General features: G+C 50.0%; 11 protein-coding genes and 1 pseudogene. All 12 read right to left on the reverse strand.

Annotated elements, in window-relative coordinates; genetic code table 11:
• Window positions 1–3: 3 nt before the first annotated feature.
• The 12 genes and pseudogenes from minE to miaB all read right to left on the reverse strand — a co-directional run bounded on the left by minE (window position 4) and on the right by miaB (window position 16,339).
• Complete coding sequence (minE, locus tag AC4EVX_RS05335; RefSeq protein ID WP_177978188.1) at window positions 4–264, reverse strand: cell division topological specificity factor MinE; 261 nt, start codon at window positions 262–264, stop codon at window positions 4–6.
• 28 nt (window positions 265–292) lie between these two features.
• Complete coding sequence (gene minD, locus AC4EVX_RS05340) at window positions 293–1,084, reverse strand: septum site-determining protein MinD (protein WP_177978189.1); 792 nt, start codon at window positions 1,082–1,084, stop codon at window positions 293–295.
• 69 nt (window positions 1,085–1,153) lie between these two features.
• Window positions 1,154–1,819, reverse strand: coding sequence for a septum site-determining protein MinC (locus AC4EVX_RS05345; protein WP_308451165.1), 666 nt, complete (start codon window positions 1,817–1,819; stop codon window positions 1,154–1,156).
• 95 nt (window positions 1,820–1,914) lie between these two features.
• Window positions 1,915–4,794, reverse strand: a complete 2,880-nt coding sequence (locus AC4EVX_RS05350) for a penicillin-binding transpeptidase domain-containing protein (protein ID WP_490159725.1) — start codon at window positions 4,792–4,794, stop codon at window positions 1,915–1,917.
• Between the two features lie 3 nt (window positions 4,795–4,797).
• Window positions 4,798–5,319, reverse strand: coding sequence for a rod shape-determining protein MreD (gene mreD / locus AC4EVX_RS05355; RefSeq protein ID WP_432630527.1), 522 nt, complete (start codon window positions 5,317–5,319; stop codon window positions 4,798–4,800).
• 249 nt (window positions 5,320–5,568) lie between these two features.
• Window positions 5,569–6,387 (reverse strand): annotated as a pseudogene (gene mreC, locus AC4EVX_RS05360) (rod shape-determining protein MreC); the annotation flags it as partial.
• Window positions 6,388–7,083 carry a RadC family protein gene (gene radC, locus AC4EVX_RS05365; RefSeq protein ID WP_308451162.1) on the reverse strand — a complete coding sequence of 232 codons (696 nt, stop codon included), beginning with the start codon at window positions 7,081–7,083 and terminating at the stop codon, window positions 6,388–6,390.
• 147 nt (window positions 7,084–7,230) lie between these two features.
• Window positions 7,231–8,514: a methionine gamma-lyase family protein gene (locus AC4EVX_RS05370; RefSeq protein WP_177977315.1), complete on the reverse strand. Its 1,284-nt coding sequence runs from the start codon at window positions 8,512–8,514 to the stop codon at window positions 7,231–7,233.
• 204 nt (window positions 8,515–8,718) lie between these two features.
• Entirely contained in the window at window positions 8,719–9,687 is a 969-nt protein-coding gene (miaA, locus tag AC4EVX_RS05375) for a tRNA (adenosine(37)-N6)-dimethylallyltransferase MiaA (RefSeq protein WP_490159726.1), read from the reverse strand.
• A 38-nt stretch (window positions 9,688–9,725) separates the two neighbouring features.
• Complete coding sequence (gene mutL, locus AC4EVX_RS05380) at window positions 9,726–12,173, reverse strand: DNA mismatch repair endonuclease MutL (RefSeq protein WP_490159727.1); 2,448 nt, start codon at window positions 12,171–12,173, stop codon at window positions 9,726–9,728.
• Window positions 12,174–12,213: 40 nt separating this feature from the next.
• On the reverse strand, window positions 12,214–14,886 hold the full coding sequence (gene mutS / locus AC4EVX_RS05385) for a DNA mismatch repair protein MutS (protein WP_490159728.1): 2,673 nt from the start codon (window positions 14,884–14,886) through the stop codon (window positions 12,214–12,216).
• 19 nt (window positions 14,887–14,905) lie between these two features.
• Window positions 14,906–16,339 carry a tRNA (N6-isopentenyl adenosine(37)-C2)-methylthiotransferase MiaB gene (miaB, locus tag AC4EVX_RS05390; protein WP_490159729.1) on the reverse strand — a complete coding sequence of 478 codons (1,434 nt, stop codon included), beginning with the start codon at window positions 16,337–16,339 and terminating at the stop codon, window positions 14,906–14,908.
• Window positions 16,340–16,556 lie beyond the last annotated feature (217 nt).

Genomic DNA, 16,556 nt, shown 5'->3' on the forward strand with positions numbered 1-16,556 from the left:
TCTTTAATTCCTCTTGTCTGTAAACTTGCGGATCGGAAATGAGGTAAATAACACTTCTTCTTCCTTTTCTCTTTTCAGCCGAATCTCCACCCGGCTGCCGTCAATCTCCGCATATCGAGAAAGCACATCCTCCATATCCTCCCGGATCTGATCAAGAAGACCAAGGCTTAGACCCGCCTGATCCGAAACCAAAAGAAGTTTCAAACGGCTTCTGGCAATCTCACCAGAATTGCTCCTGCCCCAAAAACAGAATCCCTGTCTCATCCTCGGTTTCCCTCCTTTACGCATTCTGTCATGCCCGTTTCAGAAAACCGGAAATCCGAACCAGAATTCCCTTATGAGGATCAAGATCCATTAACGGAATCGTTTCCCCCGTGATCCGTTTGCAGATATTTAGGTAGGCTTGACCCGCCAGAGACGTAGTATCCACAAGGGGTTCTCCCTGGTTTGCCGACACCACAACATCCTCATCATCCGGCACCGCACCGATAACCGGCACCGCAAGAATATCCGATACATCCTCAACCGACATCATATCCCCTCTGCGCACCATGTCCATCCGGATTCGATTGACAATCAGATCCGTCCGACGCATCTGTGCGACCTCGAGAAGACCGATGATCCGGTCTGCATCACGGATTGCGGAAACCTCAGGTGTCGTGACGACAAGCGCCCGATCTGCCCCTGCGATTGCATTCTGAAATCCCTGTTCGATCCCCGCCGGACAATCAAGAAGAATATAGTCAAACTCTCCTTTCAAGTCCTCCACGAGCTTTTTCATCTGCCCGGGATTCACGGAAGTCTTGTCCCTCGTCTGTGCCGATGGCAACAGATAGAGATTGGGATATCTTTTGTCTCTTATCAGGGCCTGTTTCATTCGGCAGTTGCCTTCCACCACATCGACCAGATTGTAGATAATCCGGTTTTCAAGTCCCATCACCACATCAAGGTTTCTCAGACCGATATCGGTATCGATCAGAACTACGCTGTAACCAAGAAGTGCCAGACCTGTTCCGATGTTTGCTGTGGTCGTCGTCTTGCCGACCCCGCCTTTTCCAGAAGTAATCACCATGACTTCACTCATAGAAATGCCTCCTGAAAAATATATTCGCCATTATTTATTTTACATTAAAAGTGAAAATTTTTCCAGTATCTATTTCAAATTTAGCAGACTTAATCCCGATTTTTTTATTGGTTTCGTACAAATACTACAATTTTCCACAAATGCCAGCATTGGACCGCGACCGATTTTTCTGCCCCGATCTCCGTAATGGCAGGAAACCTCCCCGATTTTGAGCTGGAGAGGCGCCATCTCCATCGCGACAATCATCGCATTCTCATTCCCGGAAACACCGGCACAGACACTTCCCCGAAGCTGTCCGAGCACGACAACGTTTCCTTTTGCGGACACCCGCGCACCATGGCGGACATCCCCGATGATCACAATGCTCGCCTCGGACTCAAGCGATTCCCCTCGATTCAAATCTCCGCGGTAGAACTGCCCCGTCTGGGAGGACAGCTCCATCAGCTTCTCATTGAGCGCCTTCTCGCATCTTGCCATCCGCTCGGCATCCTGGTCGAGCAGGCAGAGCACCTCAACCCCGGAGTGCTCTGTGATCGCATTGACAATCCGAAGCTCCTCCGAGGCACTCAGTGTCCTTCCCTGCAAAATCAGGGCAATCTGAATATTGCCCCAGAAGCGGGCACTCTTCTCGAATTTTTCTGCGACAGCTCTCTCCAGCTCCGAAAATGAACAGTCCGGATCGAGATTTACCACCATTCCAGCCTTACTGCTCTTGATGACAACTCTGTTTTTCACAACCTGCTCCCCCGCTTTCTTTTCGATTTTCCGAAAAATACTCGCTCTCTTCTCTTTTTTTTAATCTCTGGTTTCTAGTCTTTCATTTCTAATCTTTAGTCTCCGATCTTGACGTTCGAGACCGCAAGAGCACCGGTGTTGAGGATCTGGTCAAGCGTCGTATATCCATAGTAGAATTTGTAGACATTCTTTGCAACGCTCGCCGCATTCGATGAGGAATATCCATATGGGATATTGACGGTCACTGCAATCTCCGGATTCGTGTACGGTCCGTAAGAGATAAAGAATGCATGGTTTCCTCGGGAGTGTGTCTCCTGCGCGGTACCGGTCTTTCCGGCGATCTCCACCGGAAGATCACGGAAGATCTGCTTTGCGGAACCGTCGGAAACCACGGCACGCATTCCCTGCTGAACCGCATTCCAGGTGCTGTCTGCGACCTCAACATGACCGGTCACCTTTGGCTCATACGTCTTCGTCGTATTTCCCTCATAGTCGGTCACATGGTCAAGAAGCGTCAGATCAAAGACGGTTCCGCGGTTCGCAATCGCAGTCACATAGCGCGACAGCTGAACATTTGTGTAGGAATTCGTGCCCTGTCCCATCGCAGAACGCTCCGGGTCTTCGGTCGTAAGCTCCGGCTGTGCCTCAGAAATCTCAATTCCGGACGGTCGGTCAAGACCAAACATCGTTGCATACTTGCGGAGCGTATTCAGACCGCGCTCAGTCGAGTAATTCCCACTTGCATCGGTCGAGAGGCGATGCGCAACCTCAGCAAAAAAGTAGTTACAGGAATTCTGGATTCCTCCGACAACGTTGAGCGGACCATGTCCGCCTCCACCGACCCAGCACTTGATCGGCGGGGAAACCTCACCGTACTCGCCCGTGCAGACAATCGTGTCATAGAGATTAATCACTCCCTCCTCAAGTCCTGCAACTGCGGTGATCGGCTTAAACGTCGAACCCGGCGCCTTCTTCGCCTGTGTCGCATTGTTGTAGAGCGGAAGCGAGAGATCCTCATTCAACTGGTTAAAGTACGCCGCATCCACGCTTCCGGAAAGACGGTTGTTGTCGTAGCTCGGGTAGGTCACAAGTGCACGCACCTGACCGGTCTTGATGTCGGTAATCACGACACCACCCGTACATGGGTCAAGCGCAAGCTGTGCCGGTGTCAGCTGAATGTTTCGGATCTTCTCGCGGATGAATGTGTAGGTGTATCCGCTTCCATTTGCCTGAAGAAGCTGAACCTGCTGAGCATCATACGGCAGAACACCCTGATCATAGAGTGCGATGCAGAGCTGTTTGCCCGTGATCACATCCCCATTGATCAGATAACGGAAAATCTGCTTGGCAAACTTCGTGTCATCCTGAAGCTGATTCATCACATAATCGACAAGGACAGAATAAATGTCGTCCGCACTCGAGTACTTGCTCTTCACATCAAGACGCGTCGTGTCGATCCAGTTATCTGAGATTCCCGCATAGATGTAATCGCGAAGGCTGATCGTATCATCCTTCCATCCGAGATACGCCGCACTGTTCTGATCGATCTTGTTTTTCTGGATGATTCCGACCGTCGATCCGGACAGATAGTTGTAAATGTAGACCATGTACGCCATCATGTCCTTCGGCAGATCCTTCATCGCCGTCGGGTGATCGCTCATCAGCTCGTAACGGATGCGCTCAAGCACCTGCTGTCTCGATACCATGAATGTGTTGTAAATCTGTTTCTCCGTCACCGATGCATCGTCCTGCGCCATATGGCTTAACGACAACACATTGTTGTTGATCAGCTGATAGTAGGCATCCTTGACCGGAATCTGGATCTTCGACGAGTCGGTCTTCTCAGTGATCTCCACATCGTGATCGACGAGACGGTCGGCAACGATTCCCGCAAGCTGTTTCTCGATAAGATGATAGATACCGATCTGAAGATCACGGTCGATCGTCAGATAAACGTCATTTCCGGTCGTCGGCTGAGTCTCAGAGACAACCTGCATGATGTTTCCCATGTTGTTGACGATGAGGTTTCGGCTTCCCTTTTTTCCCTGAAGTTCAGACTCCATCGAAGCCTCAATGCCGGTTCGTCCGACGACATCGCTCGCCTCGTAATCCGGATTCTCCTTCTGAAGCTGGTCAAGCTGATCCTCCTGCACCTTTCCGGTGTATCCGATGATCGGCGCAAAGTAAATGCTGTCGTTGTAACGGCGGATCGTCGACTCCTCGATTCCGACTCCCTGAAGCTCATCCTCATGCTCCATGATGTCCGCGACGGTCTTGTCATCGACGTATGCCGTGATCGTACTCGGCTCATAGCGCTTGTAGAACACAAGAGCCATCGTATAGCGGATGTTGACGATCTGAAGTTTCTCCCAGTCATTCAAGACAAGTGGATTGCCATTCTCATCCTTCATCTCATTGAGCTTGTAGGCTTCTGCCTTTCGCTCAACTGCTTCCCTCGCCGTGATCGCAGACGGATACTTGCCGGAGGAATCCGTCAGATCGTTGACTGACTTCACACCGTAGTAATCTCTAAGGAAGCGCAGTCTCGCCGACTCCGAGTTCGTCGTGTAGGTGAACTCTCCGTCCGCATCCATGCCGATCTCCAGCTTTCCCTGCACATTACAGCCGTGCTTCTCAAGAATCTTCACCAATCGATAGAGCATTGCATTCATCGAAGCGCTGTCCTTATACACACCCGTGTTCTGGATCGTCACGGAGTACGCCGCCTCATTGTAGGCAAGCAGATTGCCGTTTCGATCGTAGATATTTCCTCGCGTTCCCGGTGTCTTCACCGTTCGCTCTGTAAGCTGAACATAATCATCCAGAAATTCCTGCCCCCGCACAATCTGAAGGTCAAACAGCTTGACAATCAGAGTCACAAACATCACCGTAAAGACCACTGCCAGGGCAAACACCCTCGAAGTCAGAATCTTTTTGGCGGTCTCCCGTATTACTTCCAAAAAATCCTTCAGCACGTTTTATCCGTCTCTCCTATTCCTATTCCGATCTTCCATCTCGCGCAGACGCCTGTCTGTAAACAGGAAGAACCGGTAAATCAAAAGCGTGGTCACCACCGTAAAAATCATCTCGGGGATCACAATTTCCTTTACATAGTACAGAATGTCAAGCCGGTTTCGGATCAGAAACCGCAGGACATAGATATAGAGATTATAGACGACCTCGTTGACCAGACTCAAAATCAGCGGGAGCGTGATATAATCCTCATAATAGTATTTCGTACAGATTCCGTTAAAGTAGCCGATGTTCACAAACAGCAAGGTGTAAAATCCGAACGGACCACTGTAAAACAGATCCAGAAGGATTCCTGCGACGAGTCCGTAATACATGCCCGCTGACTTTCCGTGAACAAAGCCAAACGAGAACGTCAGAATCAGTAGCAGATTCGGAGTCGCAGAGAGAAACGGAATCAGCGGAAACACGCAGTTCTGAATCGTGAATGCCACCACCAAGAGCAGTACATTAATCAGAATTCTTCTCATTCTTCCTCTTCTTCCTCTCTATTCTTCCCCGCTCTGCGAAGTCTGGGGCTCTGTCGAAGTCTCCAATCCAGCTCCTGCTTCTGCCCCGTTTTCCGTTTCAGTTTCGGCTCCGGTTCCCATCTGCGATCCAGTTTCCGATCCAGCACTGGTTTCCGATCCAGATTCTAATCCGGTTTCAGCTCCGGTCGTGGAATCCGGATTGCCCGGAATGTCAGATGCTCCTGCACCTCCCTGCTCTGTCTGATCTGCCTTGAGCGTCGTGATCACGAGAACTTCCTGAAGGCTGTCAAAATGAGCCACCGGAACGAGGTATCCCGACTTTGTGAGACGCGTCGGATCGGTTGTGATGTCGGTCGCATAGCCGATCAGAATGCCCGGAAGATATTTGGAACTGATGTTTGAGGTTACAATCCGGTCTCCGTCCTTGACATCCCCATCTTTGCTGATGTTTGTGATCCGAAGACGTCCCTCACCAAACAGCGTCAGATCGCCGGACACGATACAGGTATCGCCCGACTGCTGTGCCATTCCGCTGACACGGCTCACATCATCGATGATTGAGCGAACTGTCGCATAGTGAGCGCCAACATCGGTGACGATTCCGACAAGACCGCCTCCCGCCATGACGTTTGCATCCACTTGAACGCCGTCTGCCGAGCCCTTGTTGATTCGAAATACCTGGAACCAGTCTCCCGAATCCTTCGCGATCACGCGCGCGCCAATCTTCTGGTACTGCATATAATCCTGATCGAGCTGATAGAGCTGGCGCAGACGATTTAACTCAAACTGCTCCGACTGTAAGCGACTGTTCTCCTCCACCAGAGTGTCAATCTGCTCCTGCATCGCCTGCTTCTCCTCCATCGCACCCGCAAGGCTTGCATAGTTGCTGATCCCGTTATAGAGGGAGGTTCCCGCCCGGTTGACTCCTGACTGAATCGGACTTAAAAAATATCCGATTCCATTTCGCAGAGGATTTAAAAATCCATCTTTAAATGACGTAATTCCGATCAGAAGCATACAGAATACTGACAATCCAATTAAAATGTACTTGCTTCGTTTTGATTCCATTTACAAAAATCCCCGTTCTTTTAAACTGATGTAGGTACTGTCCCCGATGATGATGTGATCCTGAAGACGAATCCCGATAAGCTCTGAGGCTTCGCGCATCCGCTGTGTCAACTGTATGTCCTCTTTGCTCGGCTGTGGATCTCCGCTCGGGTGATTGTGCACAAGAATCAGGCTGACGGCCTGAAATCGAAGTGCCTCAATCAGAACTTCCCTCGGCGTCGCAAGAGAGGCATTGACCGTTCCACGGCTGATCGTTACATCTCCAGTGAGCACCTGTTTCGTGTTAAACATCAGCACACGAAACTCCTCCCGTTCAAGATGACGCATATCCTCCTGACAGTACTGTGCGACAAGATTAGGCGCATCAAGTCTGAGTGGTTCTTCTGCAATCTTCCTATTCCAGATCCGCCTTGAGAATTCTCCGATACACAGAAGCTGAATCCCCTTGACCTGTCCAATTCCCTTGATCGACATCAACTCTGCCAGAGAAAGGTGCAAAAGCCCTAAAATACCCTCCTTCGGGTAATTTAAGGCCAGTACCTTTTGAGCCAGCTCGAGAGAACTCTCGTTTCTCGAACCGGTTCGGATAATAATCGACAGAAGCTGTGCATCACTCAAACAGGCGGGACCCTCTCTTAAACAGCGCTCATAGGGCTGTGCATCCCGTGGCAGTTCCTTCATCTTTACGTGACTCATCTTTCCTCCTCACATGACTCTCCAGGTACGAAGTTTGGAAATGATGATTCTCTATTATCATAATACGCAGGCAATACGGTGTCAATTTACAAAATTCGTAACTGTTCCGTATCTTCACAGTCACGAGCAAAAATCCATTGAAAATTCTTACTTCAGACTTGCAAGACCTGCCTCGACAACCTTCTGTAAGGATTTCATGATACCGAATTTTGCGTGATACCAGGTCAGACCACCCTGGAAGTATACCGCATACGGAGGTTTGATCGGACCATCTGCGGAGAGCTCAATCGAAGCGCCCTGTACAAACGCACCCGCTGCCATGATGACCGGTGCATCGTATCCCGGCATATCCCACGGCTCCGGAGATACAAAGCTGTCAACCGGCGCTGCGGCCTGAATTCCCTGACAGAACGCAATGACTCCCTCCGGAGTTCCAAACGTCACTGCCTGAATGATGTCGTGACGGGACTCCGTGCCATTCGGCACAACCGGGAATCCGAGCTTCTCATATACATTTGCCGCAAAGATCGCACCCTTAAGCGCACCTGCGACAACTGTCGGTGCAAGGAAAAGACCCTGATAGAATGACTGATTCAGTCCAAGACTTGCTCCAACCTCTTTTCCAAGTCCCGGTGCAGACAGACGATAGGAAGCGCGATCGACGCAGTCCTTGCGTCCCACAATGTAACCGCCGATCGGCGCAAGTCCGCCACCCGGATTCTTGATCAGGGAACCAACGATCATATCCGCTCCGACATCGGTCGGCTCGATCCGCTCCACAAACTCACCATAGCAGTTGTCGACCATGCAGATCACATCCGGCTTAATCTTCTTTACAAACGCAATCAGCTCGCCGATCTTTGCAACGGAGAGCGTCGGACGAGTCTGGTATCCCTTAGATCTCTGAATCGTCACGAGCTTTGTCTTCTCGTTAATTGCCTTCTCGATTGCCGGATAGTCAAAAGAGCCATCCTCAAGCAGATCTACCTGACGGTAAACAACACCATACTCCTTGAGGGAGCCGACGGACTCACGGATTCCGATTACCTCCTCAAGCGTATCGTATGGCTTTCCAACCGGAGAAAGGAGCTCATCGCCCGGACGCAGGTTTCCGGACAGTGCCACATGAAGCGCATGGGTTCCGCTGATCAACTGCGGGCGCACAAGAGCACTCTCTCCGTGAAACGCCTTTGCGTACACTTCCTCAAGCGTGTCACGTCCGAGGTCATTGTATCCATATCCGGTCGTTGCAGCAAAGTGAATATCGCTCACACGCGCATCCTGCATCGCCTTCAGCACCTTCATCTGATTGTACTCTGCGGTCTCATCGATCTCCTCAAAACGTTCCTTTAAATCCTTCTCAATCTTCTCTCCAAAAGCAATGACTTCCGGGCTCAGTCCCATCTGAGCGTACATTTCTTCCAGTTTCATCGTTTCTCCTTCTTCTTTATCCAAATTTTATCCATTTTTATACATAGCAAAGACACCCTCCACGAAATGATGGACCTCGGGTGTCTATTGCGGATAGTATACCGCATCTCAAAAAAATTTGCAAGGATAATAAAAAGAACCCGTGTTTTGCGCGGATTCTTTTCCTGATTTTTTACTCTCAATTTTCCCTTCGTAATGGCGAAACTATAAAAAACTATGATGGTTATGATTCTGTCCAGCTCTGACTTCTTCCAGGATGTGATTCAAAACTTTCTCGCGGTCCATGCCAAACTCCTCAAGATTCAGCCATCTCACATCCCGCTCCCGCTTAAACCACGTCAGCTGACGCTTCGCAAAATGGCGGGTTTCTCGCTTGATGATATAAATTGCCTCCTCAAGCGTCGTCTTTCCATCAAGATAGTCAAGAATCTCTTTATAGCCGAGTCCCTGCATCGCGACCATATTTCGCGTACATCCCATGTTTTTGAGTTTCTGCACTTCCTCGACAAGTCCCTGCTCAACCATCTGATCAACGCGCAGGTCAATTCTCTCATAGAGAAGTTTGCGGTCGCAGTTGAGCACATAGTAATAAAAATCGTATGGAGAGGACTTCTCCCGCTCTCTCTGATTATGCTCGGAGATCGGCTCACCGGTCTGGCGGTAATACTCGATCGCGCGAATCACACGCTTTCTGTTGTTTGCGTGAATCGCCTTGGCAGATGCCGGATCAACCTCAGCAAGCATCTGGTGGAGCACCTCATTTCCCTGCTCCTCGCCGATACACTCAAGCTCTTTTCGGATCGAATCATCGCCCTCATTCTCCGTAAAATCAATGTCATAGACGAGAGATTGAATATAAAATCCTGTTCCACCGACGACAATCGGAATATGACCGCGATCTGCGATCTCCTTCATCGCCTGCTTCGCCATGCTCTGAAACCGCGTGACATTGAATTCCTCTGACGGCTCAAGCACATCGATCAGATGATGCGTCACCCCGTCCATCTCCTCCGGCGTGACCTTTGCCGAACCGATATCCATATGGCGGTAAACCTGCATCGAATCCGCACTGATGATCTCTCCGTTCAATGCTTTTGCAAGCCGAATTGAGAGATTTGTCTTTCCAACAGCGGTCGGACCGGTCAAAATAATCAACGGCTGTTTTTTCTGCATAATCTTATCTTCCCCTCTCATCCCGATCAGTTAATTTGTTATACGATTCTCTTAAACTTCTTTTCCAGCTCATAACGACTCATCGAGATGATCGTCGGTCGGCCATGCGGGCAGGCATACGGATTCTCAAGATCTAAAAGCAGGTCAATCAGGTGATCTGCCTCAGCAAAACTCATCTGATGATTTCCCTTGACCGCTGCCTTGCACGACATCGACGCGACTTTCTCGTAAATCATATCGGCGTTCTTCTCCTCGTCGGAGTCCTCGGAAAGTCCGTCAATCATCTCCAAGAGAAGTTCTTTCTTTGCGATCGAGAACAGATTGTCCGGCACTCCACGAACTGCATACTCACGCCCACCGAAATGCTCAATCTCAAATCCAATGTCAGTGAAGTATTTCATATGCGCCTCAAGCATCAGCGCCTCCTGACTGCCAAGCGTCAAAATGATCGGCGGACTCACCATCTGGCTTGTATACTCGCGCGTTTTCAGGCTCGCCATCGTCTTCTCATAGAGCACTTTCTCATGTGCCGCATGCTGGTCGATGATGTAGAGCTGATCCTGAAACTCCACAAGCCAGTAAGTGTCAAAGAGCTGTCCAATCAGTTTGTGATGATTTCTCGATTTTGCTTCAAGAAGTTTTCCGTCAAACAACTCGATCTGCTCTGCCCGTTCATTCTGTCTACTTAAGTCTGTCTGCTCCGCTTGGGTTATGCAAATTTCAGATTTCTCGCTCTGATTCTCATTTGCCAAATCCTGAGCCGTCAAATTTTGAGCTCTGTCATCCTGCATAAATGCCCCAGACATTCTGGTTTCTTCCTGATCTCCTGCACTCAATCGTGCAGGAATCTGATCTGGCGAAATCACATTCTCAGAAATGCCCGTTCTCTCAATTGGAGAAAGCCCCGCCTCCGCTCTCAGATTGTTTTCCAGATACCAATTTTTTGCCTGCTCCGGCGATTCCCTTACAAGAATTTCCGTGAGTCGCTGATCGACGCAGATCGCCGGTTGATTTGTAGGTTGATCTGACGACTGCCCAGAATCTTCTGATTGTCCTTTGATTTCTGATCCCAGATTTTCCAGTTTCATAATTTCCGGATTCAAAGAATTTATGCGATAAGAGCCTATTTCTTCGCGAAGCTGTCCCATCTGTTCTGCTTGATCTCTCTGAGACATCTGATCTCGACCAATCGGATTCTGATCCATTTGATCCATAGGGTCTGCCTGACTGCCAAGACGGTCTCTTCGCCCCATTCGAAGCTGAGGTTTCTGGCTTCCACGGTCAAGCACAAGCTCGGTGACCGACTGCATCTTATCTGCATATGGACTATCGGATGAAGGAATCACGCGCTCGCTTTTGTCTGTCCTGTCTGACTCCCGCGCTTCTTTCACTGGCACTCCCGCCTGCATTCTCGATGAAACACCAGACGATGCTTCCCATTGCGTTTCAAATTGCGCCTTCGGCTGTTTTTCTTCTAAGATCACCTCTGGAATCAGTTCCCGGTGCATCAGCGCATCGGAGATCGCATCGCGAACTGCACGGAAAATCATCTCACCATCCTGAAAACGCAGTTCCATCTTCGTCGGATGCACATTGACATCGAGAAGCTCCGGCTCAATCGAGATGTGAAGAAGCGTGAACGGATACTTGTGTTGCATCATGAATGGGCGGTATGCCTCCTCGATCGCCTTTCCGATGATGTTGCTCTTGATATAGCGCCCGTTGATAAAGTAATTCTCAAAATTTCGGTTGCTCCGCGCAATCACAGGTTTTCCGGCAAATCCTTTGATCGAAATCACATCCCGTGAGCTTTCAATCTCAAGCAGATTTGAGGTAATCTCCCTGCCGTAAATCGTGTAAATAATGTCCTTGAGGTTATGGTTTCCTGATGTGTGCAGCCTGTTCTGATGGTTCTGGATCAGGCGAATCGAGATCTCAGGATGAGAAAGTGCAATCTTCTCGACGAGATCCACGATATGCGCGCCCTCCGTCGCCGGAGTCTTCAAAAATTTCCGGCGCACGGGTGTGTTGTAGAACAGATTTCGTACAAGAAACGTCGTTCCGTCGGGCGCGCCGACTTCCTGAACCTCTCCGCCTTCCCCGCCAGCGATCTCATACCGGCTCGCACTCATGCTTCCCTGCGTCTTCGTGACGATCTCGACCTGAGCGACCGCTGCAATGCTCGAGAGCGCCTCTCCGCGAAATCCCAAAGAACCGATCGTAAACAGATCTTCGACTGACTGAATCTTGCTTGTAGAATGGCGCAAAAATGCCGTTGGAATCTGCTCTTTCGGAATTCCGCATCCATTGTCCGTAACGCGGATAAACGAGATTCCTCCATCGCGGATCTCCACGGTAACCGCACTCGCTTTCGCGTCAATCGCATTTTCAAGAAGTTCCTTCACGACCGAGGCCGGGCGCTCAATCACCTCTCCTGCGGCAATCTGATTGATCGTGCTCTGATCAAGCACATGAATCTCCGGCATTCCTGCTTCTCCTTTCTGTTCGGTATATCTCACTTATAAACTACTTTCCGGCGCTGTCACCGCTCCAGCGGTTCTTAAGCCGTGTCTGAAGTCGATAAAGCGTGTTGAGCGCGTCGATCGGCGTCATCATACCAAGATCCATCGTCTTGAGTTCTTCGATGATATCATCCTCTCTGACTGTGTCAAACAGCGTCAGCTGGCTCATCTCCACATCGTCCGGCTTTGGAACCGGCTTGTGAGAGGAGGAAGTCGCACTGTTCTGTGCAATCTCCTTCGCACGCGTCGCAAGGTCGGCATTGCTGAGCTCCTCGACGAGCTCTTTTGCGCGGTTGAGCACGGAATCCGGCACGCCCGCAAGTTTTGCAACCTGAATTCCGTAGCTCTTGTCCGCTCCGCCCTTCACAATCTTTCTTAAGAAAACGATGTCATCACCCTGCTCCTTGACTGCGATGCAGTAGTTGTTGACTCCGCTCATGATGCCCTCAAGCTCAGTCAGCTCATGATAGTGCGTCGCAAACAGTGTTTTCGCTCCAAGTAACTTTGTGTTGCTGATGTGCTCAACAACTGCCCACGCGATGCTGAGTCCGTCAAATGTGCTCGTTCCGCGTCCGATTTCATCTAAAATCAGAAGACTGTTTCGCGTCGCATTTCTTAAAATATTTGCGACCTCCGTCATTTCAACCATGAACGTACTCTGTCCGCTTGCAAGGTCATCTGACGCACCGACACGCGTGAAGATTCGGTCACAGATTCCGATGTTTGCCTGATCTGCCGGCACGAAGCTTCCGATCTGCGCCATCAGCACGATCAGCGCAGTCTGGCGCATGTACGTCGATTTTCCCGCCATATTCGGTCCGGTGATAATCGAAATCCGGTTCTTTCCATTGTCCAGGCAGGTGTCATTTGCGACAAAGAGATCATCTCTCATCATCTTCTCGACAACCGGATGGCGACCGCCCTTGATCTGGATCGTTCCCCGCTCATTGATCGACGGTTTTACATAGTTGTTGCGCGTTGCGACCGTCGAGAGCGACGCATAGACATCGATCTCCGCGATTGCGCGCGCCGTCTGCTGAATCCGCACAACCTGAGCGCCAACCGCATCGCGCACCTGGCAGAACAGATCATACTCGAGCGAGAACAGCTTGTCCTCCGCACCGAGGATCACACTCTCGAGATCCTTGAGCTTATCTGTCGTGTAGCGCTCTGCATTTGTCAGTGTCTGCTTGCGGATAAAGTAATCTGGCACGAGATCTTTAAATGAGTTTGTCACCTCAAAATAATAGCCGAACACGCGGTTGTACTTGACTTTTAAGCTCTTGATTCCGGTATTCTCACGCTCCTGCGCCTCAAGCTCGGCAAGCCACGTCTTGCCCTCGGTCTTTGCCTGACGCAGACGGTCTGCCTCCTCGGAAAATCCCTCTCGGATGATTCCACCCTCGCGCACCGTGATCGGCGGTTCCTCGACAATCGCACGGCTGATCAGATCTTTGAGATCCTCAAGACCGTCAAGCTGTCCTTCAAGTACCTTAAGATTCTCACTCGTGAACTCTTTCAAGAGTGTCTTGATATACGGTACCATCTCGATCGAACCGCAGAATGCGAGCAGATCACGCGGATTCGCACTCTTGTAACTGATTCGGGAAATCAGGCGCTCGAGATCATAGATCGGATTTAAGTACTCGCCAAGCTCCTCTCTGCTGATATAATTGAGATTGAGTTCCTCGATCGCCTGCTGACGTTTCAGAATGTCCTCTCTGTTGATCAGTGGCTGTTCAATCCAGTTTCTAAGGAGTCTAGCTCCCATCGCAGTGCGTGTCTTGTCAAGCACCCAGAGCAGGCTTCCTCTCTTCTGCTTTTCGCGCATCGTTTCGAGAAGTTCGAGATTTCGTCTCGTCGATGAGTCAAGAATCATGAAATTTCCGCTTGCGTAGGACACGATCGTCGTCAGATGATCAAGCGTATTTTTCTGCGTCTCATAGAGATACTGGAGAACAGCACCCGATGCAATCACGCCACAGTCATAATCCCCGAGTCCAAGCCCCTCCAGGCCTGCCACCTTGAAATGCTCTCTTAAAATCCTTCTGCAATTCTCATCCTGAAAGAAATGTGCATCAAGCGTCGAAACCGTGAAGTGATAGCGATTTTTCATGTCGTCGAGGCTGATCCCGGACATCACGAATGCGTCGTTGCAGATGATCTCCGCCGGAGCAAACTTGTGAATCTCGTCAAAAAGGGAGCGCTCCGAGGATACCTCTGTCACCAGAAAATCTCCGGTCGTGATATCCGCGACGGACACTCCCATCTTGTCATCGAGATAGACGATTCCCATCAGGTAATTGTTCTTCGTCTCATCGAGCGCCTGCGCGCTGGTGATCGTTCCGGGCGTTACCACCCGGATGACCTCACGCTTCACAAGTCCTTTCGCCAGCTTCGGATCTTCCATCTGCTCCGCGATTGCGACCTTATATCCCTTCTGGACCAGTCTGCTCAGATAAGAATCCACTGCATGATACGGAACTCCGCACATCGGTGCCCGCTCTTCAAGTCCACATTCCTTTCCCGTCAGAGTGATCTCGAGCTCCCTTGATGCGGTCAGCGCATCGTCAAAAAACATCTCATAGAAATCACCCAACCGATAAAACAGGATGCAGTCCGGATACTGTTTCTTCGTCTCCATATAGTGCTGCATCATTGGTGATAAACCAGCCATGTCTCAAAAACTCCTTATCTTATCTCATCGTTCCCATGTAGTAAAAACCCTTCGACTCTTCCAGATAAACGTCCACAATCTTACCGATCAGACTCTCATCTCCCGGGAAATGTACCACGGTATTGTTTGAAAGACGTCCGGTCACATAGCCCTCCTGATGGTCATCCATGACCTCAGCAAGCACTTTCTGAACCGTGTGAACATCGCGACCGCAGACCTCAGCGGAAATCGCCTGTACTTCCTTTAAGAGACGGTCAAAACGGACTTTTACCACGTCCTCCGGAACCTGCTCCATCGCTGCGGCCGGGGTTCCACGGCGCACGGAATAGATGAATGTAAACGCACTGTCAAAACGCACACGACGCACAACGTCAAGCGTCTCCTCGAAATCCTCCTCGGTCTCGCCCGGGAAGCCGACAATAATATCAGTCGTTAAGGAGATCTGTGGCATTGCCTCACGGATTCTCTCGACCAGACTTAAATAGTCTTCCTTCGTGTAACGGCGGTTCATCGCCTTTAAGATGCGACTGCTTCCGGACTGAAGCGGAAGGTGAAGATGCGCACAGACCTTATCGCACTCCTTCATCGCCTGAATCAGCTCATCGGACAGATCCTTCGGATGAGAAGTCATAAAGCGGATGCGCTCAAGTCCCTCGATCTCATTGACACGGCGAAGAAGCTCGGCAAACGTCACCGGATTTTTCAGGTTCTTTCCGTAGGAGTTGACGTTCTGACCGAGAAGCATGACCTCGACAACGCCATCTGCAACGAGACGGCGGATCTCTGCGAGAATCTCCTCCGGCTCACGGCTTCTCTCACGTCCACGCACATACGGAACGATGCAGTAACTGCAAAAGTTGTTACAGCCAAACATGATGTTGACTCCGGACTTGAACGGATATTTGCGCTCCACCGGAAGATCCTCGACGATCTCCTCCGCTTCCTTCTGAATGTCAACGACCATCTTTTTTCCGGTCAGACGATTGTACATGGTCTCTGCGAGTTTATAGATGTTGTGAGTTCCAAAAATGAGATCCACGAATGGATAGCTCTTCTTGATCTTCTCGACAACCGCAGACTCCTGCATCATACAGCCACACAGACCGATCAGCATCGACGGATTCTTTTTCTTGATTGAGCCGAGCTGTCCAAGACGACCATAAACTTTCTGGTTTGCATTGTCGCGAACCGTGCAGGTGTTGTAAAGCACCAGATCGGACTTCTCGCTGTCGGACTCTTCAAATCCCATCTTCTCCAAAATTCCGAGAAGTTTCTCAGAATCTCTCGCATTCATCTGGCATCCAAACGTATTGATGCAACAGGTCAGCGGGCGACCGAGAGATTTGGAACGTTCACTGACAAGCTCTGCACATTTCTCGGTGAAATACTGCTGTCTTGCCGGCTCCTTCTCCGGAATTTCCAAAACTTCCTGTGATCTATTCAAATGATCCATTCTCATTACTCCATTTTTCTCTTAATTTCTCTTTTCTTAAACTTATCTGAGTTTTACAGGCATCAGGAAAATATTATAGCACAACTAAAAAATTATTTACAACTAAAACTTTCTCAAATCCCGAAAATTGCTTTGATAATAGAGAAAAAAGCAGGACAGATTTCTCTGCCCTGCTAATCTTGCTTGCTATAACGCTAAGTCTTGTTAGATCTCTTAG

It is taken from the genome of Brotaphodocola sp. (assembly GCF_983179755.1).